This window comes from Rhodococcus sp. TAF43 (genome assembly GCF_052113525.1).
In the GTDB taxonomy this organism is placed as follows: domain Bacteria; phylum Actinomycetota; class Actinomycetes; order Mycobacteriales; family Mycobacteriaceae; genus Prescottella.
The window spans coordinates 15500-40533 of the sequence record NZ_JBFRDL010000012.1 but is presented as its reverse complement, the minus strand read 5'-3'; the positions used below and the strand labels follow the sequence as shown (position 1 = coordinate 40533).

General features: G+C 64.5%; 25 protein-coding genes and 5 pseudogenes. 20 read left to right on the top strand and 10 right to left on the bottom strand.

Going from position 1 to position 25034, the window contains the following annotated elements; translation table 11 throughout:
- The first annotated feature begins 1715 nt into the window (after positions 1 to 1715).
- Both AB4Z09_RS10780 and AB4Z09_RS10775 read left to right on the top strand, forming a co-directional pair.
- Entirely contained in the window at positions 1716 to 1871 is a 156-nt protein-coding gene (locus AB4Z09_RS10780) for a DUF6131 family protein (RefSeq protein ID WP_220181949.1), read from the top strand.
- 303 nt (positions 1872 to 2174) lie between these two features.
- Complete coding sequence (locus AB4Z09_RS10775; protein ID WP_442239702.1) at positions 2175 to 2555, top strand: nuclear transport factor 2 family protein; 381 nt, start codon at positions 2175 to 2177, stop codon at positions 2553 to 2555.
- A 137-nt stretch (positions 2556 to 2692) separates the two neighbouring features.
- Here AB4Z09_RS10775 and AB4Z09_RS10770 read toward each other — a convergent pair.
- Together AB4Z09_RS10770 and AB4Z09_RS10765 are read right to left on the bottom strand one after the other, a co-directional pair.
- Positions 2693 to 2886, bottom strand: a pseudogene (locus tag AB4Z09_RS10770) (transposase); the annotation flags it as partial.
- 320 nt (positions 2887 to 3206) lie between these two features.
- Entirely contained in the window at positions 3207 to 3464 is a 258-nt protein-coding gene (locus AB4Z09_RS10765) for a DUF6098 family protein (RefSeq protein ID WP_442239701.1), read from the bottom strand.
- A gap of 217 nt (positions 3465 to 3681) precedes the next feature.
- On the opposite strand from AB4Z09_RS10765, the pseudogene AB4Z09_RS10760 reads away from it, so the two are divergent.
- From AB4Z09_RS10760 to AB4Z09_RS10740, 5 genes and pseudogenes are all read left to right on the top strand, one after another.
- A pseudogene (locus AB4Z09_RS10760) lies at positions 3682 to 4151 on the top strand (SRPBCC family protein).
- Positions 4152 to 4155: 4 nt separating this feature from the next.
- Entirely contained in the window at positions 4156 to 4293 is a 138-nt protein-coding gene (locus AB4Z09_RS10755; protein ID WP_442239700.1) for an NAD(P)-binding protein, read from the top strand.
- Positions 4290 to 4472 carry a hypothetical protein gene (locus AB4Z09_RS10750; RefSeq protein WP_442239699.1) on the top strand — a complete coding sequence of 61 codons (183 nt, stop codon included), beginning with the start codon at positions 4290 to 4292 and terminating at the stop codon, positions 4470 to 4472. The genes AB4Z09_RS10755 and AB4Z09_RS10750 overlap by 4 nt, the downstream gene beginning before the upstream one ends.
- A 69-nt stretch (positions 4473 to 4541) precedes the next feature.
- Entirely contained in the window at positions 4542 to 4787 is a 246-nt protein-coding gene (gene mbp1 / locus AB4Z09_RS10745; RefSeq protein WP_114723563.1) for a microaggregate-binding protein 1, read from the top strand.
- 4 nt (positions 4788 to 4791) lie between these two features.
- Complete coding sequence (locus AB4Z09_RS10740; protein WP_442239698.1) at positions 4792 to 5523, top strand: HemK2/MTQ2 family protein methyltransferase; 732 nt, start codon at positions 4792 to 4794, stop codon at positions 5521 to 5523.
- Positions 5524 to 5689: 166 nt separating this feature from the next.
- Here AB4Z09_RS10740 and AB4Z09_RS10735 read toward each other — a convergent pair whose 3' ends face one another.
- Together AB4Z09_RS10735 and AB4Z09_RS10730 are read right to left on the bottom strand one after the other, a co-directional pair.
- Positions 5690 to 6154: a ChaB family protein gene (locus AB4Z09_RS10735; protein ID WP_174910385.1), complete on the bottom strand. Its 465-nt coding sequence runs from the start codon at positions 6152 to 6154 to the stop codon at positions 5690 to 5692.
- Positions 6155 to 6190: 36 nt separating this feature from the next.
- Positions 6191 to 7141: a TIGR03557 family F420-dependent LLM class oxidoreductase gene (locus AB4Z09_RS10730; RefSeq protein ID WP_442239697.1), complete on the bottom strand. Its 951-nt coding sequence runs from the start codon at positions 7139 to 7141 to the stop codon at positions 6191 to 6193.
- A 184-nt stretch (positions 7142 to 7325) separates the two neighbouring features.
- Here AB4Z09_RS10730 and AB4Z09_RS10725 point away from each other — a divergent pair.
- The 3 genes and pseudogenes from AB4Z09_RS10725 to AB4Z09_RS10715 all read left to right on the top strand — a co-directional run.
- A pseudogene (locus tag AB4Z09_RS10725) lies at positions 7326 to 7606 on the top strand (manganese catalase family protein); the annotation flags it as partial.
- Between the two features lie 1639 nt (positions 7607 to 9245).
- Positions 9246 to 9866: a hypothetical protein gene (locus tag AB4Z09_RS10720; RefSeq protein ID WP_174910383.1), complete on the top strand. Its 621-nt coding sequence runs from the start codon at positions 9246 to 9248 to the stop codon at positions 9864 to 9866.
- A 390-nt stretch (positions 9867 to 10256) separates the two neighbouring features.
- Entirely contained in the window at positions 10257 to 11015 is a 759-nt protein-coding gene (locus AB4Z09_RS10715) for a hypothetical protein (RefSeq protein WP_442239696.1), read from the top strand.
- Positions 11016 to 11533: 518 nt separating this feature from the next.
- Here the strand turns inward: AB4Z09_RS10715 and AB4Z09_RS10710 are convergent.
- The 3 genes from AB4Z09_RS10710 to AB4Z09_RS10700 all read right to left on the bottom strand — a co-directional run bounded on the left by AB4Z09_RS10710 (position 11534) and on the right by AB4Z09_RS10700 (position 14177).
- A complete protein-coding gene (locus AB4Z09_RS10710; RefSeq protein ID WP_442239695.1) occupies positions 11534 to 12469 on the bottom strand; it encodes a hypothetical protein in 936 nt (311 codons plus the stop codon).
- Positions 12462 to 13085, bottom strand: coding sequence for an RNA polymerase sigma factor (locus AB4Z09_RS10705; RefSeq protein WP_442239694.1), 624 nt, complete (start codon positions 13083 to 13085; stop codon positions 12462 to 12464). The genes AB4Z09_RS10710 and AB4Z09_RS10705 overlap by 8 nt, the downstream gene beginning before the upstream one ends.
- Positions 13086 to 13799: 714 nt before the next feature.
- The gene (locus AB4Z09_RS10700) at positions 13800 to 14177 is read right to left on the bottom strand and encodes a VOC family protein (protein WP_442239693.1); all 378 of its coding nucleotides are present in this window, start codon (positions 14175 to 14177) and stop codon (positions 13800 to 13802) included.
- Positions 14178 to 14663: 486 nt separating this feature from the next.
- On the opposite strand from AB4Z09_RS10700, the gene AB4Z09_RS10695 reads away from it, so the two are divergent.
- From AB4Z09_RS10695 to AB4Z09_RS10685, 3 genes are all read left to right on the top strand, one after another.
- Positions 14664 to 15176 carry an FBP domain-containing protein gene (locus tag AB4Z09_RS10695; RefSeq protein WP_442239692.1) on the top strand — a complete coding sequence of 171 codons (513 nt, stop codon included), beginning with the start codon at positions 14664 to 14666 and terminating at the stop codon, positions 15174 to 15176.
- Positions 15176 to 15736, top strand: coding sequence for a TetR family transcriptional regulator (locus tag AB4Z09_RS10690; protein WP_442239691.1), 561 nt, complete (start codon positions 15176 to 15178; stop codon positions 15734 to 15736). The genes AB4Z09_RS10695 and AB4Z09_RS10690 overlap by 1 nt, the downstream gene beginning before the upstream one ends.
- A gap of 704 nt (positions 15737 to 16440) precedes the next feature.
- Positions 16441 to 16680: a hypothetical protein gene (locus tag AB4Z09_RS10685; RefSeq protein WP_174910377.1), complete on the top strand. Its 240-nt coding sequence runs from the start codon at positions 16441 to 16443 to the stop codon at positions 16678 to 16680.
- 24 nt (positions 16681 to 16704) lie between these two features.
- Here AB4Z09_RS10685 and AB4Z09_RS10680 read toward each other — a convergent pair whose 3' ends face one another.
- Positions 16705 to 17661 (bottom strand): ferritin-like domain-containing protein, encoded by a 957-nt coding sequence (locus AB4Z09_RS10680; RefSeq protein WP_442239690.1) that lies wholly within the window; start codon positions 17659 to 17661, stop codon positions 16705 to 16707.
- 81 nt (positions 17662 to 17742) lie between these two features.
- A complete protein-coding gene (locus AB4Z09_RS10675) occupies positions 17743 to 17952 on the bottom strand; it encodes a hypothetical protein (protein WP_174910373.1) in 210 nt (69 codons plus the stop codon).
- Positions 17953 to 19252: 1300 nt separating this feature from the next.
- Here AB4Z09_RS10675 and AB4Z09_RS10670 point away from each other — a divergent pair.
- The 7 genes and pseudogenes from AB4Z09_RS10670 (at position 19253) to AB4Z09_RS10640 (ending at position 23259) form a co-directional block, all read left to right on the top strand.
- Positions 19253 to 19903, top strand: a complete 651-nt coding sequence (locus AB4Z09_RS10670) for a TetR/AcrR family transcriptional regulator (protein ID WP_442239689.1) — start codon at positions 19253 to 19255, stop codon at positions 19901 to 19903.
- Positions 19904 to 19915: 12 nt separating this feature from the next.
- Entirely contained in the window at positions 19916 to 20629 is a 714-nt protein-coding gene (locus tag AB4Z09_RS10665) for a hemerythrin domain-containing protein (RefSeq protein ID WP_442239688.1), read from the top strand.
- 389 nt (positions 20630 to 21018) lie between these two features.
- The gene (locus AB4Z09_RS10660) at positions 21019 to 21210 is read left to right on the top strand and encodes a hypothetical protein (RefSeq protein WP_442239687.1); all 192 of its coding nucleotides are present in this window, start codon (positions 21019 to 21021) and stop codon (positions 21208 to 21210) included.
- 406 nt (positions 21211 to 21616) lie between these two features.
- Positions 21617 to 21853 (top strand): annotated as a pseudogene (locus AB4Z09_RS10655) (hypothetical protein); the annotation flags it as partial.
- Positions 21854 to 21903: 50 nt separating this feature from the next.
- The gene (locus AB4Z09_RS10650; RefSeq protein ID WP_442239686.1) at positions 21904 to 22701 is read left to right on the top strand and encodes a transposase; all 798 of its coding nucleotides are present in this window, start codon (positions 21904 to 21906) and stop codon (positions 22699 to 22701) included.
- Positions 22646 to 22786 (top strand): annotated as a pseudogene (locus AB4Z09_RS10645) (transposase); the annotation flags it as partial. The gene AB4Z09_RS10650 and the pseudogene AB4Z09_RS10645, both read left to right, overlap by 56 nt.
- 77 nt (positions 22787 to 22863) lie before the next feature.
- The gene (locus AB4Z09_RS10640; RefSeq protein ID WP_442239685.1) at positions 22864 to 23259 is read left to right on the top strand and encodes a transposase; all 396 of its coding nucleotides are present in this window, start codon (positions 22864 to 22866) and stop codon (positions 23257 to 23259) included.
- A 68-nt stretch (positions 23260 to 23327) separates the two neighbouring features.
- Here AB4Z09_RS10640 and AB4Z09_RS10635 read toward each other — a convergent pair whose 3' ends face one another.
- Positions 23328 to 24848 carry a flavin-containing monooxygenase gene (locus AB4Z09_RS10635; protein ID WP_442239684.1) on the bottom strand — a complete coding sequence of 507 codons (1521 nt, stop codon included), beginning with the start codon at positions 24846 to 24848 and terminating at the stop codon, positions 23328 to 23330.
- Positions 24849 to 25034: the final 186 nt, after the last annotated feature.

The following is a 25034-nucleotide window of genomic DNA, read 5'->3' as shown; positions in this document are numbered from 1 at the left end:
CCGGCGGGGAGGCCCGGGTCCGATCGATGTTCCGGTTCGGGATCCTGCGCCGCATCCGTCGTCGAGTGCAGTACGCGACGGCGTTTTGTCTGATGCCGGCCGCGTACCCGGCACGCTACATGACGCGGTGTCGACCGGCATCTGATACTCGGAGTTCGTCTCAGCTGCGCGAGTCGATGAGATCGACTCCGTGAACTCGCCGGGGCCCGGATGGCAGGTCCGAGCTGCGGGCAGAAACGGAGACATCGAGCCTGATCGCACCTGAGTCGATGTGGCCCGCGGCGGGTGCGTCGGTCGTCGATGTCACGGGTCGCGCGGCCGCAGCGGGGTGTCGGACCTGCAGCCGGCTCCGTGGCGCAGTGTTCGGTCCTGTCTCCTCGGGGAACCGCCCGATCTCGATTACTTGACATAATGTGGATTATCGGTGAAACGACGACCTGCGATAACGCCGAATGTTCGCCCCGGCTGTGAATCGTCATCGAACTTGGCAAATCGTCAGATAGTTGGCATCTCTCGCAGTTCCGCTAGACCGGGTTGGACGTGACGGGCGGTATGCCACGGACCAGCCAGCGCAGATCGGCCAGAGCCGTCCACGAACGCCTAGTTGGCATTTTCGTCACCGCTGTTGGCAAATGATCAGATCGGTTAGCGCTTGCGGGCTTTCATGGACTGTGGATCGTCCGACCGTCGCCGCTGCTACCGCGCTTCACCCTTCGCGCGCTACCGCATCGGCTGATGCTGGTTCTCGCACCTACTCGCGTCGAGTGGCACTCGCCCGGCTGCTCCTCCCGCTTTGCCGTCGCGGGTGTCATTTAGTCACGTGACGAATATGTTTTGGAGTCCGTGTGTCCGATCATGATCTCCCCGCGGGTCGCGGCATGAGTGTCGGCACGCCAAGGATGCCGTGTGGCCGGCGTCTCCTGACGCGCGAGGTTGTCTTACGTCAAGTACGTGGCAGGGTGTGAAGCCCGGGATGGTGCAGGCAGGATTCGCCCGCACCGTCGGCCTCGAGAAGCTGCCGACCGGCGTCGAGGAAATGCTGCTTCCGCTTCGACACCGACATATCCGACACCCCGTGCCGGCGGGAGGCCTCGGCGCCGCGCATCTCCCCCGGACAACACCGCCCGCATCTTCACATCGACCGGGATCTTTTGTCGGGACGACCCCGATTGAGATGCTGCGGCGGCAATGAGGATGAGGCACGTGCAGCATTGAAACTCGTGACCGCGCGACCGACAGGTCGGGAAGGTGGTGTGTATTCGACTGTGTTGCAAGTAGAGTCGGTGATGGGTTGGGAATGGGAGTGGCCCTTCTCGCGACCATGGCCGACACTGCCATTTCCGGTGGGCGAAGTTGGCGCCGACGGAACAATCACGGTCTACTGCAGGGCTCTGAGAGGCTGCGATCTCCGCGAACCGCAGGCTGTCTGGTCGGCCATCTTGCCCGCCGCCGACGACATCGCCGTCGATCTTGCTTCCTCGCACTAGATTCGGCGGTGGGCTGCCCCGTTGTCCAGGGCGTCAGGATCTGATTTGGGAGCAGGCGGACGCACATCCGTCCGCTCGGCAAGTACCCCTTCGGTGGCCTCCCGAACCCCGCCGCCGCGAGGTTTGGGAAACACCCGAACGGGGAATGTCCGTGATGAGCAGAGGGCTCGTTTGACCGCGGGACGGTCCGCCGCCCCATGGTCATCTGAATGAGGGTGAGGCGTAGCGGTGATTGTGCTCGGGCTGATCTTGCTTCTCGTCGGATTCCTGACGGGAATCTCCATTATTTGGACCATCGGCATCGTGGTCGTGGTAATCGGAGTAATTCTCGCACTACTCGGCGCGACAGGCCGTGCAGTCGGAGGCCGCCGCTACTGGTACTAGCGCTGCCGAGATTCGGCAAGAAGATCAAAGGTCGGTCCCGCCTCCGACGGACAGAGCCGGCCTAGGGAGTGTCTCCCAATGTGGGCGGTTGATCGGCGACACTCTTCATTGTGTCGCGCACCGAATACTTGACGGATGAGCAGTGGTCGTTGATAGAGCCGTCGCTTCCCACGGCAATGACATAGAGGCACAAGCGGAACCGACTGTTTCTTGTCCGCCGGAAGCCGTCCTTCGACCGCACGTGAGGAGGCACTCGGTGCGAATGCCGACGACATCATGGTTCGGGCTGGCTAGGGTCGACGTATGGACGGCGCAGAGATTCTGAGGCTGGAGCATGCAGGATGGGCATCTTTGTGCCAGGGAACGGGGGCTGACTTCTACGGCCGGCTCATGACAGCGGATGCGGTCATGGTTCTCTCGCACGGCTTCGTGCTGGATCGCGACGCGGTGATCGCCTCGCTCGACGACGCCCCGCCGTGGCGGGACTACGAGATCAGCGAGGACCGCCTCATCGAGGTCGGCGAGGACACCGCGATCCTGGTCTACACCGGCCGGGCCTCCCGCGGCGAGGGCGCGCCGGCGTTCCACGCTCTGATGTCCAGCGTCTACACCCGTCGCGACGGCCAGTGGCGACTCACGTTCTACCAGCAGACATCCGTTCCGGACGCCGACCACTACCAGTGAGGAGGGCAAGCAGGTCGAAGCAGTCGCCCATCTCATCTCCGTCAGCGGGACACCAGCCATCCGGCCGTGACCACGAACGAGGCCCCGGACTAAGGTAGGTCTCCTATTTAGCGAGGAGTCGTAGCCGGTGGAAGCTCTGCGGACTCGTCTGAGTTGGTGGACTTCCCGCCGGTGCTGATCGCGTCCTCTCGATCGGCGATCTTCAGCCAGCGGTGCAGGCATCCTTCGGTGATTCCAAAGTCCTTGGAGATCTGGCGCAGAGGGCCTAGCGCTTGCGGGCGGCGACCGCGATGACGTCTCGGCGGAGTTCCTCGGGGAACGGCTTCGGCATGGGGAGCATCCTCTTGCAGGCTGTCACCATAGTTGGCAATTACCCTCCCCTCGACTGCTTGTCCAGCTACCGCTGTTGGACACCACGCGGGTCGGCTGCCGATTCCGTCTGTGCGGATTACACACCTGGCGACGCGAACGGAACAGCGGGGCTGAGACGCGTGACAAGCGGTTCCAAATCCAGGCTGTGACCGATGACGGTGCCGGTCAGCAACCAGGGAAAGCAGTCCGATTCTGCGCTCTTTTCATCGTGAGTCTGCTGCGCGCCGTGAGTGTGTTACTAAGACCGCAACAGCGGTGGAGGCGACGTGCTTTCCATCCCTAGGCAGACCCGGGCCACCACGGTTCAGGTGAAAGCGGCGTCACAGCCAAGCCCGGCGTGTCTATCCCCGATTCGAGGTCGAGGCTTCGGCAGTCGGCAGCATCGCGTTCTGGCCCGCTCGAATAGCGTAGAAAGATGCCGTGGGTCGACGCCGTCAGAGCGACCAGTTCGGCCAGTGTCGTAATCGCGACGAGCGGCGCCCCCGATGGCTGCCGATTCGAAACCGCGCCGGTCACGACGCCACCCTCCGAACACATCTCGCACAAACCCCTCGAGCATTCCCCGCGTTTCCAACGATGACGACCACAGTCCGTGGACCCGGGCCGGGGCGCGCCCAACCATCCATCCCGTTGGAACCCCAGACCCGGCAGTCCGCAAGGCGCCCCGGTGCCGACCCACGTTTAACTTCCAGGAGCCTCGGGAATACACCGTCAGTTGCATTCGCTTCGGAGGCGCAGGTGCGATGAGACAGACATGAGATTCGAGGCCCATTGGGAAACCAAAGCTTCTCCTCAAAGGGTGTGGGAGGTGCTTGCCGACGGATGGCGGTATCCGGGCTGGGTGGTCGGGGCGTCCGGAATGCGCGCCGTGGACCCCGAATGGCCCGCACCCGGCGCACGGATCCATCATTCGGTCGGTTTGTGGCCGTTCCTGATCGACCACACCGAGGTATTCGAGGCAATCCAGGGAAAGCACTCAGGCTCAACGCCCGCGCGAAGGGCTTCGGTCGAGCTCGGATCGAGATTCAGGTACGTCCCGACGGGGTCGGCCGTGTGATCGCGATGGGCGAGCATCTCGCCTCGCCTCCCATGTCGTGCTTTCCACAGCGCGTCGTCGAACTGGCCGCGGTGCCCCGCAATCGGGAGTGCATCCGGCGGCTGGCGCTGCTCGCGGAGACTCCTTCCGATTCGCGCGACGGCTCGACCGCGCCGAGACTCGGGTGATCGGATGAGCGAGCGAGCGGACGCGATCGTCATCGGTGCGGGGCCCAACGGACTGGTCGGGGCGATCACCCTCGCCGACCGAGGATGGGACGTGCTGGTTCTCGACCGGGCCGACACCGGGAGGTGCCGTTCGGTCGGGTGAACCTCCATCCCGAGTACCGCTACGACCGGTTCAGCGCCTTCTATCCTCTCACCGCGGTGTCGCTCGCATTCCCCTCGCTCGAGCTGGAAAAGCACGGATTGTCCTGGAGTCGGGCGCCGATCGCGGTGACGCATCCGCTGGATGCCGAGGACGCGAACGCTCCCGCCGTCGGTCACTGACAATGTTTGCCAGCGGACGCGACCGGGTATTGGCTGCGTAGACCGTATCCACGGAATGGAGATCATGTCATGACGGACAAGGACAAGTCTGGGCCTGCAGAGGCAGTCAAAGGCACCGTCGAGGGGGTGAAGGGAAAGGCCAAGGAAGCGGCGGGCGCCGTGACGGGTCAGGACGATCTCGTGCGCGAGGGTAAAGCACAGCAGGACAAGGCCGCCGCGCAGCGCGAAGCGGCAGAAAAGGAGGCCGCGGCAGAAAAGGCGCGCGGCAAGGCGTCCGCGAACGAGGCACGCCAGCGTACCGAGCAGGACAAGTAATGCGATGACGTCGGACACGACGCTGTGTGGAACGGGTGAACCGATTCGTCCGCGAAAGCCGACTCCCCGCAGGTTCTGGCGACTGCCCGGCGTCTATCCGCCGCAGTCGGACACGCATCTCCTCGCACGCACGCTGCTCGTGGAATCGCTCGAACCCGGTACCCGCGTTCTCGACATCGGCGCGGGTACGGGATATCTCTCGGTTTCGGCTGCGTTGGCCGGATCTCGCAAAGTGACCGCGGTGGACGTCGACAGACGGGCTTTGCTGAACATTCGGCTCAACGCCAGGTTGAACGGCGTACGGGTACGCGTGGTGCATGGCGATCTTACGATTCCGTTCGGCGCGAACGATTTCGATCTCGTCGTCAGCAATCCGCCCTATGTTCCTGCGGCCGACGACGTTCTGCCTGTCGGCGGCCTGGCTCGTTGCTGGGATGCCGGGCGGGACGGCCGAGCGTATCTGGATCGCATCTGCCGCGAGGCCGCCCGCATCCTCTCTCCTGGTGGAGTCCTCCTGCTCCTGCAGTCAGGCCTGAGTGATATCGACGCCACATGGACCGAGCTGCGGCGCCAAGGACTTTCGACGGACGTCGTATCGACCGAGCACATACCCTTCGGCCCGGTACTCACCGCGCGGGCATCCCTGCTACGACAGCGGGGGCTACTGCGACCTGACGAGGATTTCGAGAAGCTCGTCGTTTTTCGCGCAGTCAACAGCAGGTCGGCCGCACACTGACTCGTGCGACTGCCGACTGGTCTGCCCCTCGTCGCTCGACGACGTTGAATACGATCTTCTTCCGTTGTAGGTTCACCTGATCTTGCCCCTCGTTCCTACTGCCCCGGTTGCTTCCCTCTCCACCAGGCACGCGGGAGGCACCCACGTCCACCGTGTCAGGCCCCGACTACTCACTAACTCGCATCGAGCGAGAGGTCGCAGTGCCTCTTTCAGCCCCGCCGGCGGCAGTTCGTCGTCGGTTCGCCTTCTCGATCGCGTGGACCAACTCCTCTTTACGCATCGTCGATCTGCCGTGAATGCCTAGACGCCGGGCAATGTCGTAGAGGTGCCGTCTGCTCGCATTGGCGTCGACGCCCTCGGCCTTTCGACCGGTCGCTCGCGGGCCCCCGCTGCGGGCTCGCTCGTCCAACGGCCCCTTCTCGGCCTTGGGTTCCCAATGGTCGCCGACTTTTTCGAAGCTGTGCTTGAGGGCCGCGTACGCAACCCTGTGTGCTCGCTCCCCCTCGCCGTACTCCTCCGCTGCAGCATCGTGAGCCTTGGCGAAGGTACGTTGCGCCTTAGCCGATGAGCGCCGGAGCGTTTCCGGCAACTCCAGCTTCTTCGGCTGCCCAGATCTGGTCGTCTTGGGCATCACCGGCACCTCCTCTTCTCCTTCGAACCGAGTGACCTATTTCAGAGCCGATGCAAGCTCTCGAACGTAGAAGTCGAAGAATCCGTCGACATCAGGCCCCGCGTTGACGAGGGCAAGATGATCGAAGCCGGCGTCGGCGTACGCTCGGATCCTCTCCAAGTGCGGTTCCGGATCGGGCCCATAGCCGAAGCTCTCGGCTATGTCGGATTCGCGGACGACGGACGCGGCAGCCTCGAAATTGACCGGGTTCGGCAGCTCGGCCTGAACCTTCCACCCCGCGGCCGAGAACCGAAACAGCTTGTGAGCGGACTGCAGGGCGGCTTCCTCCGTTGGCGCCCACGACAACGAGACCTCGGCGTACCTCGGCCCTGATCCGCCCGCCTTCTCGTATTGGGCGATCAGATCCCGGTCGGCCTCCGTCGCGAACAATCCGTCGCCCATCTCGGCCGCGATCTTTGCCGCCGGTCCGCCGGAACCCGCCACGATGATCGGTGGAAGTCGCTCCGGCAGATCGAACACGCGCGCATCCTCGAGCTCGAGATGTCGACCGCGGTAGCTGCGGTAGCCGCCGCTCCACAACAACCGAATGATCTCGATCGACTCGCGCAGCATCGCCGAGCGGGTCGATGCCGACGGCCAGCCGCGCGCGACGACATGTTCGTTCAGTCGTTCCCCGCTTCCCAGACCCAGCACGAACCTGCCGTCGGACAGTAACGCTGTCGTTGCCGCCGCCTGGGCCACGATCGCCGGATGGTAACGCACGAAAGGACATGTCACACCGGTGGCCAGTTCGAGGATCGACGTCTTCGCGGCGATCGATCCCAAAATCGACCACGCGAAGCCCGAGTGGTTCTGATCGTGCAGCCACGGATGGAAGTGGTCACTGATCTCGACGAAGTCGAAACCCGCCTCCTCGGCCCGGACCGCCTGCCGAACCACTTCGATCGGTGAGTACGCCTCTGCGAACAGCTTGAACCCGACCCTCACAACGCCTCCGTCCATCCTGCACGCGCGACCCGGTGCGTTGTCCGAATACCCCGCAGGCTGCCACCCGAAACCGACCGAAGGTCGTCACGGACCTCATATGCCGTGTTGCGTTCGAGTCACGATCACCGAAGTGCGTGCCTACCGAGGATTCCCCGGCGCCTCTGCGGGTACCTCGCCCCCGTCCGAACTCAWGGCTGCGATGCAGTACTTCACGCAGGCTTTCGTCCTGCGGCGCAAGAACCCCAGATGTACGACCTGTTCATGGACTTCGCCATCGAGGAGTTCAGCCACCTCGAGATCGTGGGTTCGATGATCACGATGCTTCTGGACGGCCTCAACGACGACCTCAAACAGGCCAACGAACGCTGCGACTGGATGCCAGTCGTAGCGACCGCGGACGGACGGGAACAAGCCATTCACCAGGGTGCCGTCAACCCGATCTACCTGAGTCTCACCGGCGGCGGACAGCTTGGCGGAAGCGGTGTGGCTTCCTCCGTCGACGATAGGGCTCCACCAGCGGCTCTCTCACCATAGGAACTGCTCCTGTTCGGCGTGTGCCGCTTTTCGGGAATGAGGGCGGCAAATGATCTTGTGGACCGTGCCGCTGCAGGGCCTGCCGACGGGTACGCATCGACAGAACCTGCCGTGGCGGGGGCGGCACCGGACGAACACCCCCCGCTAATCCCCGTTCCAGTACCGCCCGGACCGCTCACGACCCCACCGCGCATTGAGTGTGGCGTTGCCCCGAACTTGCCGCCCGACCTTCACGGTAGATCTGAACCGGCGACCACGATCGACCCTACGCGAAATCACCGATCGCGCAACGGGATCAATAGCGCGCTGACGTGCAGATAAGACCTATCAGGATGAGAACTTCCGGTACAGACGCAGCCGGGGATGCGTTGTGCACCTGAACCTATTCCACCTTCCTTCGGCTGATCGAGATGTTACGTTGCTTTCGCCTATATGCATGGGGCGCCGCCGGTTTAGTTGGTCTCTGACTGGGGTGAGGAAATGGTGGCGCCGCAGCTTCTTTCTGTCGTCATGCGGTTGGGCGGAATCTCTACGAATTGTTGCGCAGGCCAATCGAGGAGGTTGTATCGCGATGCCAAAGCACAGAGCTACAGACATACGCACTCTGAAGATCAAGACCCGCATCATGGTTGCCGCGACGGCAGTTGCCGCGCTTGCGATCGGTTCGCCGGCGCTGGCGAACGCTGACGGTGAGGGCGGTTCGGGTAGCCACGGTAGTGAGAGCTCCGGCAGCGGCGAGGGAAGTTCGGGTAKCCACGGTAGTGAGAGCTCCGGCAGCGGCGAGGGCAGTCTGGGCAGTGCCGGTAGCGCGGAGGCCGGCAGCGCCAGCCTCGGGGAGCACGGAAGTGCGGATCTGGGCAGCTTGATTCTGCCGTTGCTCGGAAGCTCCGGTTCCAACAGCGGCAGCCTCCTACTCGGCAGTGGCGTACTCGGAAGTGTCGGGCTTGGAAGCCTTTTCGCGGGGTCCGGCGGATCGGGCGGCCCAGGCGTCCCCGGCCCCGGCGCACCGGGACCGAGCGTCCCACCCGGCCCCAGCGAGCAAGCGCCACCCGCCCCGCAAGGCGGAGGGCAGGTCGCTGTCGCCCCCATGGGCGGCGTCGAAGCCGGCGGCGGACCCTCGAACGACACCGCTGGACACGGATCCGGTTGGCTTGTCGGCAGCGCCCTGCTCGTCGCGGCCGCGGCGGGTACGACAGCAGCTGGCGTCGGCAGGCATCGTCGCCGGGCGTAAGTGCCTGACGATCGTGTGAAGTGTGAAGCACACCGACAGGCCATTGCCCGGGCAGCCGAGGCAATGGCCTGTCGGGTGGCTCTGCTTCACGGGTTCCAACGAGCCAGCGGTAGACCTGCACGATACTTGTCGGACGTTAGTCTGCAGAACCTTCCACTCCACGGGGTGGAGCAAGAGGTCTGCATATCCGGCCCTCCTTGCGGCGCCGACGCACGCTCGTCTCGCGTCCGGTACGACTGCAACGAGGCGCCTGCCACCGCGACAGCACGCCGAGGGATCCCCGAGTTGTGGGGCCCGCCGGCTCCGGTTGGTTTCGGTCGCCCCAGTTACAGTCGATCCATGGACCGCAATTCCATCGAAGCTCTTCCGGTTGGCCGGGCGTTTTCGCAGAGGGCCAAGGCCCTCGCGATCATCGACGCGATCCTGTGCCCGGAGTGGGAGTACCGCTACTACTCGTTCAACTCGGAATGGGGTTCCGGACAGTCGATGGCCTCGGCCCGGGACGGCCAAGGCGCCGAGTATTTTGCCCTGATCTCGGATGATGTCATCGGATTCAAGTCCTACGAACCCCAGAGTCCGGCGGTGCCGCCGCCTTCCGCCGGCTGGGCCGCCCATACGCCCGCGAACACAGGGCTCGGGGACTTCTGGGGCGAACCGGCGTTTTCGATGGATCACATCTCGTGGTTGGCGACGTGCGACGCGGGCATCTGGCAGTTGCTCGCGGGTGAACTGCGGATTCCTGACCTGGCAAAAGCGCTGACCCGCGACGCAGATGAGCACGCCAGCTGGGCAGCCACGTACTACGAGCTGACCCCGAGCACCGAGCAAGTTGAGGCGATGCGGCACCTCTTCGACGGTGAACCGCTGACCGGCGACGTTGTGGCCGCGCTGAACCCGTCCGCGGGCATCGTCGACCTGACCGACGACATCACGGAGATCGGTTGGCCAACCGCGGTGTAGCCGTTGCTCTCGCACGAACAATTGCCAACTATCGTGACCACGATCGCGAGGGAAAGCCGTCGCGGTAGTTGTCACACCACAGGTCGGCGCACCTGCGGATGACAACTCCGATGACGATTCACACCGGCCCGCCGTCTGTTCTGTTGTGAAGGGCAACCGTAGGTGGCCATTCGTCATCCAAGCTGGCCACTTTGCCAACCTTGCCGGTTGGCGGATATATACCCCCGTGGGTATCATTGGAGGTCACATTCATCGCCAGGAGATCAGACAGCTTTGTAGAGTACTGATTCCGACAGGCCTCGTGAACCACTGCGGGCTATCCAAGTGCCCGGCTGTGTCAGTCTCGCCGCGGCGGCCGTAGCAAACGGGCCGTAGAGCTAGCATGAGTCAGTGAAGATCGACCGGATTCCCGACGGAGCTCAGGACCCCCGCGCCAGCGTCTTGACGCGCGCACGACTAAGCGACATTCAGGACGTCGATGACATTCTGACGCTGGTGTCTGCAGAACGAGCCGCAAATCTCGACTCCCGAATCTTCATCACGCTCGACGATCTCGCCCAAGCCTCGTACACGAGCATGCACGCCGGCGAGGCCGACGAACTCGAAGTTGCGACAGACGATCTCGACTTTCTGAACGACCCAGGCGCTCAACGGCGCTTCGAGCTCCGGCAGGTCGCTCATGCGGCGGCTCAGCTCGGCAGGAGCGAACTCATACCGAGCTGGGACGAACTGCACGGCACTCGAGAATGCCCTCCCGACTGGATTGACCGGATGGCCGCCGTCAACGACGACCCGACCACCATTCTCGACGACGAAATCCACGTTCTCCACGTGCCGGTCCGCGACAGTCTGGCGGCAATCGCCGGCTTCCCGAATGGGTACTTCAGCGTCGACTGGGACACGTTCCAGAACTACACCGTCACTCGTCATCTCGCCGACGCCTACGGCTATCGTCCACTTGGTATCGGTGCGTCCTGGATTGGATTCGAACGGGATACGCCGTTGTCCCTGCTGAAGGCGAATGAACTCATCGAGGAGCTGAAGCCCATCTACGGCAGTATTGACGCGCCCGGATGGACTCGCCTCGAGGACGCCCTCACTCGCAGGCGGACGCTCTTCCTCGGCTACACCGACAACTTCGCCGACTGAGAAAGCGGTGGGTCTGGTCCAGCTCCGGGGTCCGTGGCGGTCGACCCCGCAGCGCACCCGCGACCTCCTGGAGATCAGCGACCTCCCAGTCGACCGGATCGCCGCGGAGGTCGGCTTCGCCACAGGGGCGTCGTTGCGACAGCACCTRCACGCGGCAATCGGAGTGTCTCCCCATGCCTATCGGAACACCTTCCGAGCCCACAGCAGGGTGCCTAGCAGATCCTGAAAACCGGTGCGTCAGTCGGCGTCCGGCGCCTTCACTGCCCGCATCGGACGTCGCGAAAGCAGATGTCCGAATTCCATTCAACACGGTCACACTCCCCCCATGTCCGCCCGCCTCGCGATCAAGAAGTCCGAACAAACGTGATCTCGCTCCGTACCTCCAACGCTCAGGACGTCACGATTCGCCTCGCCAACGACGTGGGTCTGGGGACCAAGCGGACGGCTTGGGAGATGGGCGCCGGATGAGAGCTCAGCTGACGCGTGTGCACATTGTCATCGACGACCGCACTCACGTCTCAGGGGTGCGCCGGCGGCATGTGGTCGACCATCTCGGCAAAGACGTTGACCTGACCGCCGAAGAACCTTCCGCCGCGGTCCAGTGTCTCGACACTGATCAGCGCTCCGGACCCACTGTCGATCACCATCCGGTCGACGTAGCCCTCCTCGAAGGTGAACTCGAGTACATAGCCGGGCCGCCCGGTCCGATCCGTACCGATACCGAGGTCGCGTGCCCGGATCGCCTCGAGGTCGAGCCCGGCGAGGACTCGGTAGATCCCGGCCTTGACCTCGGGCGTGACTGCCGGGTCCGGAAGCAGCTTGGTCGCCAGCCGATAAAGTGCCCGGTCAGGGGCTTCGTCGACGTACCCGAGTCCGAGCTGCTGCGACAGACTCAGCATTTGCGTCCGCAGCTGGTAGGGGTCGGCAGGAAGTCCGGCCAGCTGCGCGCTCGTCAGGTATCCGGAGGTTTCGTGGAGGTCCCCGCCGACCTTGCCGACGAGTGCGGTTCCGTCCGGGCGCACGAAGGTGTCGTACGTCGGGTGATCCGCATCGGTCAGGTTGGTGAACTGCAGGTGCCGGATCGGTCCGGTCTCGATCGGCTCGGTCATCGCCGCGACCAAGTCCGCGGTTTGCTCCAGCGTGCGGGCTGCACCCACCGTGACGACCTGGCTCTGTTCGGGTACACCCATGTGGTCGTATCCTGCGGCGAAGACGAACACCGAGACGGCGACACAGGCGGCGCTGACCACCGCCGTCACCCGCCCTGGCCGGCGACGGAACCTACCGAGGGTCACGACCGTCGTCGATGACCCGGTGGCTTCGGACGCCGATCGCTGCGTGGACTTCTCGATTTCTATGGTGCGCATCAGGTTTCGTCTCGCTCGGAGGATGACCTCGTCACCGGGAGGCTGCGGCTCGGGTCGCCGACTGCGGATTTCCGTGAAGTCACCCATGTYCATCTCCTTGCCCCGGTTCGGTCTGCTGTCGCCCTGTTGTTGTGAGTTCATCGGGTTCCGGTTCACGCAGTTTGCGGCGGAGCCGGTTCAAGCGAGAACGTACGGTTCCGGTGGGGATCTGCAGCGCCTCGGCTATCTCGGGATAGCTGAGGTCTCCCCACGCGTAGAGCAGCAGCGTGTCGAGATCTGCCTGCGAGAGTCGCCGCAGCCGGCGCTCGAGTGCGCGGACCTCGCGGCGGGCGTCGATCGAGGCGTCGACCCGGTCCTCGAATGGCAACGAGCTGTCTGGCCTGGGATGGCGGGCGAGCAGGGCGATGTCCCGGCCCAGGCGGCGACGGTTCGAGTGCAGAACGTTGCCGGCAATTCCGTACAGCCAGGGCAGCGCGTGTTCGTAGGCCAGGTCGAAACCGGCCCGACGACCGAACGCGACCACGAACACGTCCGAGGCGAGATCATCGGCCGCATCGCTGCCCGCCCGACGAGCGAGATAGCGATGAATCGTGCCGAAGTGACGATCGAAGATCCCCGCGAAGGCGTCCGGATCCGTCAGCGACCGGGCGATCAGCTCATTGTCTCGCGGGCAGGGAACCTCGCGGAGTACATCAGTGTCCACATGCTCATTTGTCACGGGCGCTGGATCCGGTTCACGGTCAGAGCAGACGGCGTGGATGAAATCCCAGCGGCCGTGCCGTTGCTGTGGACGGTTCGTGGACCACACAAGGACGGCAAGCGTCCCCTAGGCCGGGTCGGGCTGATGCGGGCCGGGCTACGGTCGGACTGCYTTGCGACGACCCGGATAGGATCCGGTCTCCTTCTCGCTATCACGCCGAAAATGGTGAGCGTCCCGTCAGGTGAATCCCTATGAGGCGCATCACCATCGACGCGAAAGGTGATGTTGTGGCTGGAGACAGTCATCGATGGTGCACCGCTGAGTGCTTCTCGCAAGGCTGGCCGTGTACTCTCGCGAGATAGTCCCTGAGACACCGCCTTCCTTTGCAGGTCCAGTCGCTACGCTGCAAACCGTCGGGAAGCGACCATCGCGAATGGCCTCTGCCACCCGCTGGGCACTGCGCTTCTTCCGCTTCGCCCGACGTGTCGAGTACATGGCCATCGAGCTCGCCGAGGTCGGAGAACCGATCCCACATCGTGAGGATCGGCCCCTCATCCATCACAGCGCTCGGAGCAGTTCGGGCTTGGGCTCGCTTCAGCGTGATACCGCGCTACGGCCAGTGCACGACATAGTGGACCGCCATGCGTATCCCGGATAGCAACTGCGCCGAATGCGCAAGCGATCATGTCGACGCCTTGCTCGAGCGTGGAATAGGCTCTACTCGTTCGCGGCAACGCGCTGATTGAACTGGACCTTGTGGCCGTCTGGAGCGGCGACGGTCGCGTAGATACCCCAGGGCTCCCTGGCCACGTCTGGCACTGTTGCCCCACGTGCACGCAGCTGCTGTGCAGTTTCGTCGACATCGTCACTTGCGAAGGTCAGGAAGGCCCCGTCACCAGACGATCGCCCAAAAATGTCCGCGGGCGAAAGGACGATCGTGGTTTGCGCTCCTGCAGGTCGCACTTCAACCCAACGCGCACCATTTCCCATGTCAGCGTCGGAGACGACCTCGAACCCGAGAATGTCGCGGTAGAAGGCGAGCGCCTCGTCTTGGTCGGCCACGTAGATAACCGCCGAAGCGACATGCGTGATCATCCACTCAGGCTAGCCTGGGCCCGACGGCCCGGCAGGACTTCGCGATAGCCGTCACGGTCGGCGACTAGATCTAGCGGTGGGTGACTGGCCATTCGTCGTACCGCTCGAGGCCACTGGTATCGCCAGTTCCATCTGCTGATCTTTCGGCGACCCGTGTCATCTGACGAAGCCTGACCACCCGCCATCAGTAGCTCTTCCAGTCGTAACGCACCCAATCAAATATGCCGAGCCAGGCAGCTACCAGCACAACTGATTACGTCGACTGCATGAAGAGGATCAGCTTCGAAGACCGGGAAACCTACATGCGACACGCACGGGATTCTCGCGCGTCAGACGTTTCCCTCGGGGGGCGTGCTCGTCGAAGTGACCAGGCCGAGCGCGCCCAGCGTCCTCCCCGCCCGCGCAACGAACGCCGCAGAGCGAACTTGTACATTGATACAACTTGTATCGATATACAACTTTGCGAGGTGAGTTGTCATGCGGCCCATGACACGGGCAGAAGTGCGTGCCGCGATCGTGAACCTGGATCCGGCGCAGAAGAAGGTGCACCTACCGACGTGGTTCGACGAGGTGCGCTGGCATCGGATCGACTACCTCGGTTGGCGAGACCTGCGGGCTGCGATGCGGGTCTACCTGGTCGCCGACGTCGACGACGAGGCTTTCGGGGTCATCCTTCGGCAGAACCCGAACCAAACCGCCCTCGGTTCTCGCGCAGTGATGTGCGACCTGTGCCGGTTCGCTCGGCGGTTCAACGAGGTTTCACTCTTCACCGCGCCACGCCCGTCCAGGGACAAGCGTCAGCGGCTGAGTACGCTGGGGCTCCACGTCTGCACTGATCTCGACTGCAGCGTGAATGTCCACAGCAAGCCGATCGTCGGACCACTCGACCCCCCGGCCGAGGAGACCATAGAACGGCGCCGACAAGGGCTGCGGGAGCGAACAGTGACGTTCCTACGGTCGGTGTCGGATCTCGATCGAACTGCACGACGGAGCGAATGATGGCGTATCTGGCACGTACCGAGCGCCGACGCTCCATCGTCGATGCGGCCGCCACGGTCGTGGCGAGGGACGGTCTCAGCGCTGTGACAGCGCGCACGGTCGCGGAGGAACTCGGCGGATCACCGGGGCAAATTCATCATCACTTCACCTCGACCGACGAACTCGTCGCCGAGGCGTGGCGCCAGTATGCCGCGAGGGAGATCGAGGCCTACGGGGCGGAAGTCAGCGGTCTCGAACCGCTCGAGGCGCTGACGAACTTCTTTCAAGATCTGCTGGGCGAGAAGGACGGTCAGGCAATGGCCCGATGGGCCGAGGCGGCGGCGCACGCGCAGTTACGCAAGCCCGTCGCGGACAGTTACGTCGAGTCGCTCGCCCGACTGACGGACGTGCTTGCGTCCGTCCTCGTTCGCCGTGACCTCGACGTGGCTCGGGCCCGGGAAGCCGCGGGCCGACTGCTCATGCTCGCAGTCGGCCTCGCCGGGATCGCCCGCATCACCGACGATCCGCCAATCTCCCTGCGCTCCGTCATGCTCTCGGCCATCCACGCGGAGTGCGCTTGACGCTGTCGGCTATGTCGCTCGATCCACCGGGGCCGCGCAGGCGCGCCGACGAGGCCAGCTGTCAAGGAGCACCAAACGTCGTCCACCACACGAGCTCGGCGATCGGTCTCTACGTGATCGCGACTATCGCGCAAGCGCTCGCGTGGACAGACCTGAGCAGCAGCGAGTAAAGCTCGCCCGTCGTGTTCTTCCTCCTCGCGGCCGCGGTGCTCGCCGCGATCCTCGGAGGGTGCACAGATCGACGGTGACCTACAGGGCGAGCTCGCGCAACGAACTCGACCGTGTCAAACGGGTCCCTACCGAACTGCCTTCGTTGACGCCGACGGGACCCTCGCGGCCGTCGCAATCGTCCACCTGTCTCGCGGCCACTCCGGCGGTGCGACCGTCGCGCAGACGCGACAATGGCGCCGTCGTGCACGCCGACTGCAACAGAGGGGGGATTCTGTGCAGTCGGCCACCGCAAGGCGATCGGCGCCTACGCTCGAGGATGCAGGACGGTCGCCCACGATCAAACGTGGTCGACCATCGCGGGTAGTCGAAGCCGACCGCCACGTGGCCCGTCTACCGGTCTGGGAACCCGGTGGCTGTGGCGACCGCACACCTGACGCCGCGTCGTCCGCGACACCTCGAGTCGGTTCGATGTCGCCGCTACTGGGTATCCCGCCGGCACCATCGCCAGTCCGGAGACGAGGGAGGACTATCTGATGGCGAACGAGGACACCGGCTCGATCACCGGCACACGCGACAAGGACTGCAACCTGATCTGGTTCGTCGAGGCGTCACTGAGGGACGCGCTTCGGATGGAGACCTACGTCCAGGACGCCGAACGCAACGGCGACAACGAGCTCGCCGACTTCTTCACAAGAGCACAGGCAGAAAGCCGCAAAGGTGGCGAACAAGGCAAAGCCCTACTGTCCGAATGCCTTTCCCGCTCCGGCAGCTGAGCGGACGCCGGAACGTGGCGGGGTTCAGCGTATCCCGGTCACTTCCTGCGCGATATCAGCCAGACGGGTCTGAGGTGCCGAGACGACGCCGTGGCGGTTCTTGTGCGCCTCCTCGTACGCGAGGATCGCCCGGACATCGGCCGTCTCGGTCAGCTCCTTCACCTCGGCGACCACCTCCGAGACGTTCAACTCGTCGTAGTCCGCGATCGGCAACTCATCGGGCGTGAGTGCACCGGTGGTGGTGCGGACGCTGTGCAGGGCATCGGCGATCGTGTCGGCGCCCTCGCTGCGGGTGACGTGTTCGGCGCGTTCGAGGGCGGCGTTACTGCTGGCAGTGATCGTTTTCGCGGCCACGTCACCGGCGTGCGCCCCGCGGCCGAGTAGCCGGTCGATCCGCGGCCCGGTGGAGCGGGCCGCATCCATCGCCCGGTCCAATCCCTTCGCCGACCACGACATCGGGGCATTCACCAAACGCACCGCCGCACCGGTAGCGGCCTGCATCGGTGTCCTGCGCAGGGCGGCGGGGCCGCCGAGTGCTTCCTCCGCGAGGACCGTCGTCAACCACTCCGCGGTCGCCGAATGCGCGATGATCAGCCGCTCCGCCAACTGCACGACGCCCGGATCGTGTTCGGCGGTGGCCAGGGCTTTCAGGTACCGGGCCCGGTCGAGGAGCTGATGTTCGAGTGCGAGGTCGCCGAGCAGTGCTTCGTCGAACGGCTGTGCCTGTTCGGTGACCGTTTTGACCGCTGACGCGGCGCGTCCGAGGAGCGGCCCGACCAGATCCGGGAGACCGCCCAGCTCACGCAGGGCCCGCTCGATCGCGTCCGTCCGGTCGCGCGCGTTGTCGGCGTTACGGGCCAGCTCGGTGGCCACGGCCTCCGTGCGGGCCTGCGCCCTGCGGGTATCCGCCACCTGTATCTCGGTGTTCGTCAGGTCGAGAATCGTGCGCAACTGCGTGATCAGGGTCGATGTGTCGGGCATAGCAGGCTCCGTTCCAGGGTCGATGGTCATTTCCCCGCCGCGCTTACCCACAGGTCGACCGCACCAACCGTCACGGTCAGCTCAGCCCGCGACCGTCCCCTCGTACCGGTGCACGACGTACGCCTCCGCATCAGCGACAGGCCCGCTGTTCACCCACCGCGGATGCTCACACGACTTCCGCGTGGCTGTCAGCGACCGCCACGTACTACGCGCAAGGCGGTCGATCTCCGGCTGCGGCACCTCCCGCCGCTCGACGACATCGAACCCGATCGTCTTCTGGTTCACACCCATGCCCGCCACCCTAGGCGGCACCGACGCGCTCGCCGGGGCTTTCTCCGAACCCATACAGGCTCGTTACCGGACAGTGCCGTTGAGTCGTCAAGAGACATTCAAGTGTTTTCCCACAACGGATTTCAACAATCTGGTAGCAACCAAGACGCGCTGCAGCCTCGACGACTCGTCGCCCTGGCCCATGCCCGCCGCTAGGTTCTGCGAGAGTGCGATCGCCCACAGCCCTCGGCGATTACGGGGCCGATCGCACTCAACCAGAGGCGGGCCGAGCGACAGTACGGGACAGGGCTTGATTGTTCGCATGCCCTGTTCGCGGGCCCTGCGTCCGATAGCCGCCCTGTCCGCGCCGTACTGAGCTGTCGAACGGGCGTGCGGGATGGCCAAACCGCGCCGTATCCGGCCGGCGTCGAACCACCTGTCACCGCGTTCGGTGAGCAGCGCTTCGCTGCCGTGGTACGAGTCCAGGCGTGTGCTGGCGCGACTGCGGTCGGCCTGCTCTTGTCGCGGGGCACGGCCACAGCCGACCGTGAGCAGCCGTCGAGGCGGAATCGGATGCAGGTACCTATGCGGGTACTTCTACCGTCGCGTTCGCTCGCCGCCAGCGTGAGGGTCGACCTACCGAAAATGGCCCGCCACATGGAGTGGATGCTAGGTGAGAATTGTCGGCCCTCAGCCCACCAGGCCACGCATCGTGACCCGTCGAGAAACAGGCACCGTAGTCGCTCTGCGCCCTCTACTCGACACAACGAGCGCATGGGACCCGGCAGCTCGTAGGATGACGATCCTTGCGTTGGACAGCGGTCAGTGGTCATTCGCGTGGGTTCATGGATGGCACCACGTCGTACCCGGGCTGAGGGTCGCGTTCCGGGAGCATCCCGAAGGAGCACGATTCCCGACGTTTTTCCCGCTACCCGCCGATTCTCCGGGACGGTGAAACGGTGCGGGTTCACTGCCGGACGGTCCGGTGATCGAGAAGGGGACGGCGCCTAATGCCCTCGTCCTTGCGCTTCTGGTGGTCCTCAATCGGATGCAACGCAGTCATCAACTGTGCCCCCGGACCGATGTACGGCGAATGAAAGCGAAATCACCTCTGTCGCAGGGGCACCGAGGTCGGGATGAAGCCCCAGAACAAACCAAACCCCCGGCGCTCTAGCCGCATCCGCGGATGCCCAGTCCCCCACCACTACGTCGGTGGAATCCGAACGGCTGCTCGGCCTGCTCGGCGCGGTGGACTGGCGGGGATCGATAATTTGGCTTGATAGCACTTGTATTGAAAGAAAGCGAGTTACACAATAGGGACATGAGCGCAGACGGACCCCGCGCTGCATCGGTCTCCGCGAGGACTAGACAGTACGACTCGACGCTTCGACGACGTCAGGCCGAGGAGACTCGGCGCAGGATTCTCGATGCCGCCACCGCTCTGTTCAGTGATCGCGGTTGGTCCGCCGGGATGCGCGACATCGCAAGCGCGGCGGGTGTGTCGTTCGAGACGGTGTACGCCAACTTCGGTTCCAAGCCGGGACTGCTGAACCAGGTCCTCGACGTGGCGGTGGTCGGCGACGATCAGCCCGTGGCCCTGATGGACCGCCCGGAGTTCGCCGCACTCGCCCATGGGACACACCGGGAACGTGCCGCGGCGGCCGCGTCGTTGGTCACCGGAATAAATGGACGCACCATGGGGCTGATGCGGGCGTTGCGTGAGGCGTCGGCCGTGGCGCCGGCACTCGCGTCGAGGCTGGAGGACGAGCGGCGCCGCCAGCGCATGACTGTGCAGGTAGCCGGGGCGTTGATGACGGGCCGTGACTTGAGCTCCACCGAGAGCGATGGGCTCTGGGCCGTGATCACGGTGGAGGTCTACGAGCTCCTGACCGGCGGCGCCGGTTGGAGCCCTGGGCAGTACGAGGATTGGCTTGCCGGAGCCATCACCAGGCTCCTGGCTCTGGAAGAGTGAAAGGAGAGGGCCATGGAGACCAACCTGCATGAGCCCGCCGACATACGAAGCATGGGGATCGTCCACAGCGCGCTGCGCCGGGACCTGGAACGAACCCGGATGGTACTCGAGACCCAGCCGTACCCGGACGGGAGGCGTCGCCGTAAGCTCGCGGCGCACGTGCTCTGGATGATGCGATTTCTGCACATTCACCACACTGGCGAGGATGTCGGACTGTGGCCGCTGATTCGGTCCAGAAATCCGGCGGCGGGTGCGCTGCTCGACCAGATGGACGCAGACCACAAACGGATTGCCCCGGCGGTCGCCGCCCTGGAGGAGGCCGCACACACCTACCGTGACAACGGGTCCGCACGCGAAGAGTTGCTCGTCGCGCTGGCCGGATTGGGCGACGTCCTGCTGCCGCACCTGCGGCGTGAAGAACTCGAGATGATGCCGGTCGTCGCCGCCACCATAACCACCGCCGAGTACCTCGCCGTCGAGCACGAGCACTTCGTCAAACCGAAGAGCTTCACGGAACTCGGCGCTGAAGGGCACTGGGTCATCGACGGGCTCGAACCGGATGACCGCGAGGCGATCTTGCGCTTGGTCCCGGCCGTGCCGCGCTTCGTCATCCTCCACGGCTTTGCCCGGAGCTACCGTCGTAAAGCCGCCCTGCTGTGGCGTGACGGACCAGCGGCTGCGGTGCCGTCGCTCAACCTGTCACTGATGGAGGACCGTCCCCGGTAAATCCACTGGCACGGGCGCGGGGGCGCTCGTTGACGTGGCGGCCCGCGCGTCAGTCCGCTGCATGCTCGGCCCGAGCACCCCGACCGCGTCGAGGACATCCCGAAGTGTGGCGCGACGCGCGACCAGGTTGGCGAAGTGGCCAACTGGACTCGCTTTGTGGACCGTCAATGCTGTTGGCACTTCCCGGAGTCCTCCGCCTACCGAAAGACCGCGATACGGTGCGATGTGCCCGAAATTGCGAGTCGGCGTCGAACCCAGCCGGCCCCGCCTCACGTTGCCTATCACGCCATTGTCGAGCCCGACCGGGACCAGACTCGTCCGTGGCTGATCCTGCACCAGGACGAACAACGCCCCACCGCCATTGAAGCCGCCGAACCACATCTAGTGGTGTGGAGCTCGCTGTGGCCGCTACGCCCGGTGCCCGCGTCCGCTTCGACATCGTCGAACCGCCACATGGCAGCACCACGTTGCGCTGGATGCTGACCGTAGGCCCTGCCCCAGACGAAGAGACGCTCGTCCGCACGCGGAAGCGGGTCAATGAGCTGATCAACGCGAACCTGCGCTTCACCTTCGGGCAGTAGACCGCCAGCTTCCTCCCAGGCCGACCTGAACCCCCGCCCCGCCGTGTGGCGGGTCCCAGCGAACAATTGCCAGCTACGTTGACCACAATCGCCTCGGTTTCGAAGCCGGGCACTACGACGTGTCCATCGCCTGCGCGGAAAACAAACTGATGCCCGCGGTTCGGCGGGCCGTCCCGGACACCCTCGTCCTCGCGGACGGCTTCAGCTGCCGCACCCAGATCCGGGATCTCGAACCAGGAACGCACCGCTGCACAGCGCCGAGGTGCTCGCGCCCGCCCTGCGCGGCGGCGCCGGCCTGCCGTGACGCCACAGCGTGACTTGTCACTGCTCGACGTACACAACGCTTCCCGGTGAGGCGTCGTGCACGTCACGGAAGCCCGAAGCGGGGACATGACCCACAACAGGATGCGGCGACAATGCCGCGATGGAATCGTTCTTCGCGCTGTTACAGAAGAACGTCCTCGATCAGCGTCCGTGGGCAACCCGCGACGAGCCCTTCGATCGCAATCCGAACAGACCCCACCGCCATCGACGTCAGGTCAGGCTCGGCAAGTTGACTCTGTCGAAATACGAGACCATCGTGACCGCTCGTGCTATTCGGGCTGCGTGGCCCGACCTGTCGGACTGTCTGATTAACGGTTGATCCGGTATCTGGCCGACACGCCGAGCTCTGCTTGGCGGGGAGGCAAGACCATGACCGAAACACTCGATCCCATGGATCAGTCGAAGATCGATCACCAGAAGTTGGCGCAGCAACTGTTGGCGCAGGCCAAGGCCGACGGTGTCGAACTGGTCGGCCCGAACGGGCTGCTCAACCAGCTGACGGCGAACGTCCTCGAAACGGCACTCGAAGCAGAGATGGACGAGCACCTCGGCTACGAGAAACACCAGGTCGAAGGCCGAGGCAGCGGGAACTCCCGCAACGGGCGGCGGGCGAAGACAGTCCTGACCGAGATCGGTCCGGTGCAGATCCAGGTGCCGCGGGACCACGACTCGTCGTTCGACCCACAGATCGTCAAGAAACGACAGCGACGGCTGACCGGGGTCGACGAGATCATCTTGTCGCTGTCCGCCAAAGGACTGACGACCGGGGAGATCTCCGCCCACTTCGACGACGTCTACGGCGCCTCGGTGTCGAAGGACACGATCAGCAAGATTCCCCCGAGCACTTCGTGCAGGAAGGTGCCCCCTCCGCCAAGGTGCTCGACGAGATGGCGGAATGGGCGGGGCGGCCGCTGGATTCGGTGTATCCGGCGGAAGTTCATCGATGCCATCCACGTCAAGATCCGCGACGGGCAGGTCACCAACCGGCCCTGGGGGTACCTCCCGCATGCGGGGGACTACGTGGCCATCGGCGTCACCGTCGACGGGCACCGCGACATCCTCGGATTGTGGGCCGGCGACGGCGGCGAGGGAGCCAAATTCTTCGCTCGCCGTGCTGACCGAGATCAAGAACCGTGGCACCGGCGATGTCTGCATCGTGGTGTGTGACGGACTCAAGGGCCTGCCCGAGGCCATCACCACCGTCTGGGACCGGGCGATCGTCCAGACCTGCGTGATCCATTTGCTGCGCAACACCTTCCGCTACGCGTCACGCAAGCATTGGGATGAGATGAGCCGGGATCTACGGCCGATCTCTCCCCCAAGCACTACGTGCAGGGAGGTACCCCCACCGCGGTCAACGAGGCCGCGGCCAGCGAGCGGTTCGACGAGTTCGCCGCCAAATGGGGCCCACGATATCCGGCGATCATCCGACTGTGGCGCAGCGCCTGGAGCGAATTCGTTCCCTTCCTCGACTACGACCCGGAGATCAGACGCGTCATCTGCAGCACCAACGCCATCGAGTCGATCAACGCGAGGTACCRGCGCGCGATCCGCGCCCGCGGGCACTTCCCGACCGACCAGGCCGCCCTCAAATGCCTGTATTTGGCGACCCGGGCACTGGACCCGACAGGGACGGGAAGAGCACGATGGGCGATGAGGTGGAAGCTGGCACTGAACACGTTCGCCATCACGTTCGAGGGCCGGATCACCCCGAGTGAGAACTAAACCGATGCGCCAGAACCGGATCCACCGGAAATCTGGCACTCCCCATCCATCCCAGTTCCGGGCTCCCGTTATCGAGAGACGCCGCGGGACTTCGTGAAGGTGTAGTCGGAGGACTTGATTCGGAGTGTCTTCTTCCAGAAGTCGACGGTCGATGACGGCCACAGCAGGGTGTTCTCACCCGTTCGGGGATCCAGGTACCAGCTCGTGCAGCCGCCGGCGTTCCACACGGTGTGCGACATCTGGGCGTTCAGCCATGCACGGAACCGTTCTTGGGCCTGTGCAGTGACCTCGATCGGCCCGCGTCGCCGGGCTGCTTTGATGGCGGCGATCGTGTACCGGACCTGTCGCTCGATCATGAAGACTTGGGAGTTGTGCCCGAGGCCGGTGTTGGGTCCGCAGAGAATGAAGAAGTTGGGAAACCCGTTCACGGTTGTGCCGAGGTAGGCGTTCATTCCGTTGGCCCACGCTTTGTCGAGCAGCATGCCGGTGCGGCCGATGATGTCGACCTCGGCGAGAGCATTTTGGGCGTCGAATCCGGTGCCGAAGATGATGCAGTCGGCATCGATGACCTCACCCGTGTCGGTGATCACCGAAGTTGCGGTGATCTCCCGGATGCCTTCGGTGACAACGTTGACGTGCGGCTTCATCAGGGCTGGGTAGTAGTCGCTGGAGATCAGCAGGCGCTTGCAGCCCAGGGTGTAGTCGGGGGTTAGTTTCGCACGTAGCTCGGGGTCGGGAACCTGGCGCTCAAGGTGCCTTCGTGCATAAGCGACGGTCTTGTCGTTGTCGCTCGCGACGTTGGTGAAACCTTCGGCTCGTTCCTCGTGCTGCCAGTACAACCTTGCGCGCCGGTACCACTTCAGAAAGGGAAAGCGGCGAAGCTTGCGCTTCTCGTCCTCGTCGAAGGGGCGGTCAGCCTTGGGCATGATCCAGGGGGCAGAGCGCTGGAAGATGGTCATGGAAGCGACCTGGTCGGCTATGGCTGGCACGAACTGGATGGCGCTCGCTCCGGTGCCGATGACCGCGATCCGTTTGCCGGTCAGGTCGTAGTCGTGGTTCCACTGTGCCGAATGGAAGGCGGTGCCGGTGAAGTTCTCAAGACCGGGGATGGCCAGCGTCTTGGGGCGGTGCAGAAGTCCGACGGCAGAGACGAGATGGGTGTACTCGTATCGTTCGCCGTTAGCAGTTGTCACGGTCCATGCCTGTCGCCGTTCGTCCCATTCGGCAGCGGATACCCGTCGACCGAATCGGATCCTTCCGGTGAGACCGCGACGGTGGGCGAAGGTCTCCAGGTACTCGAGGATCTCTGGCTGGGGAGCGAACAGGTGGGACCAGTTGGGGTTCTGGTCGAAGGAGTAAGAGTACAGCGGCGAGGGGATGTCGCAAGCGCAGCCGGGGTAGGTGTTGTCGCGCCAGGTGCCGCCTACGCGGTCGGCGTGCTCCAGGATCAGCCAGTCGGAGATTCCGGCGTCCTCGAGCTTCGCGGCGATGGCGAGCCCGCTGAAGCCTGACCCGATGATGAGGACCGATCCTGTGGCGGCGGCCTCGGGAGCTGGCGCTGCGCTGGACGGCGCGGAGTGGGTATTCATGAAGGCTCCTCATAGCGTGTCGATCAATCGATCGACACGCTACGGCGTCGGACCGGCTTCCCGCAACTGCCCTTGTGCGATGGGGCTACATCGCTGTAGTCCTCTGCAGCGATCGATCGATCGACACAATGCATAGAGACGCGACCAAGGAGTTGTAGACGACGAGAGTCCCGGGAAACCCGGCCA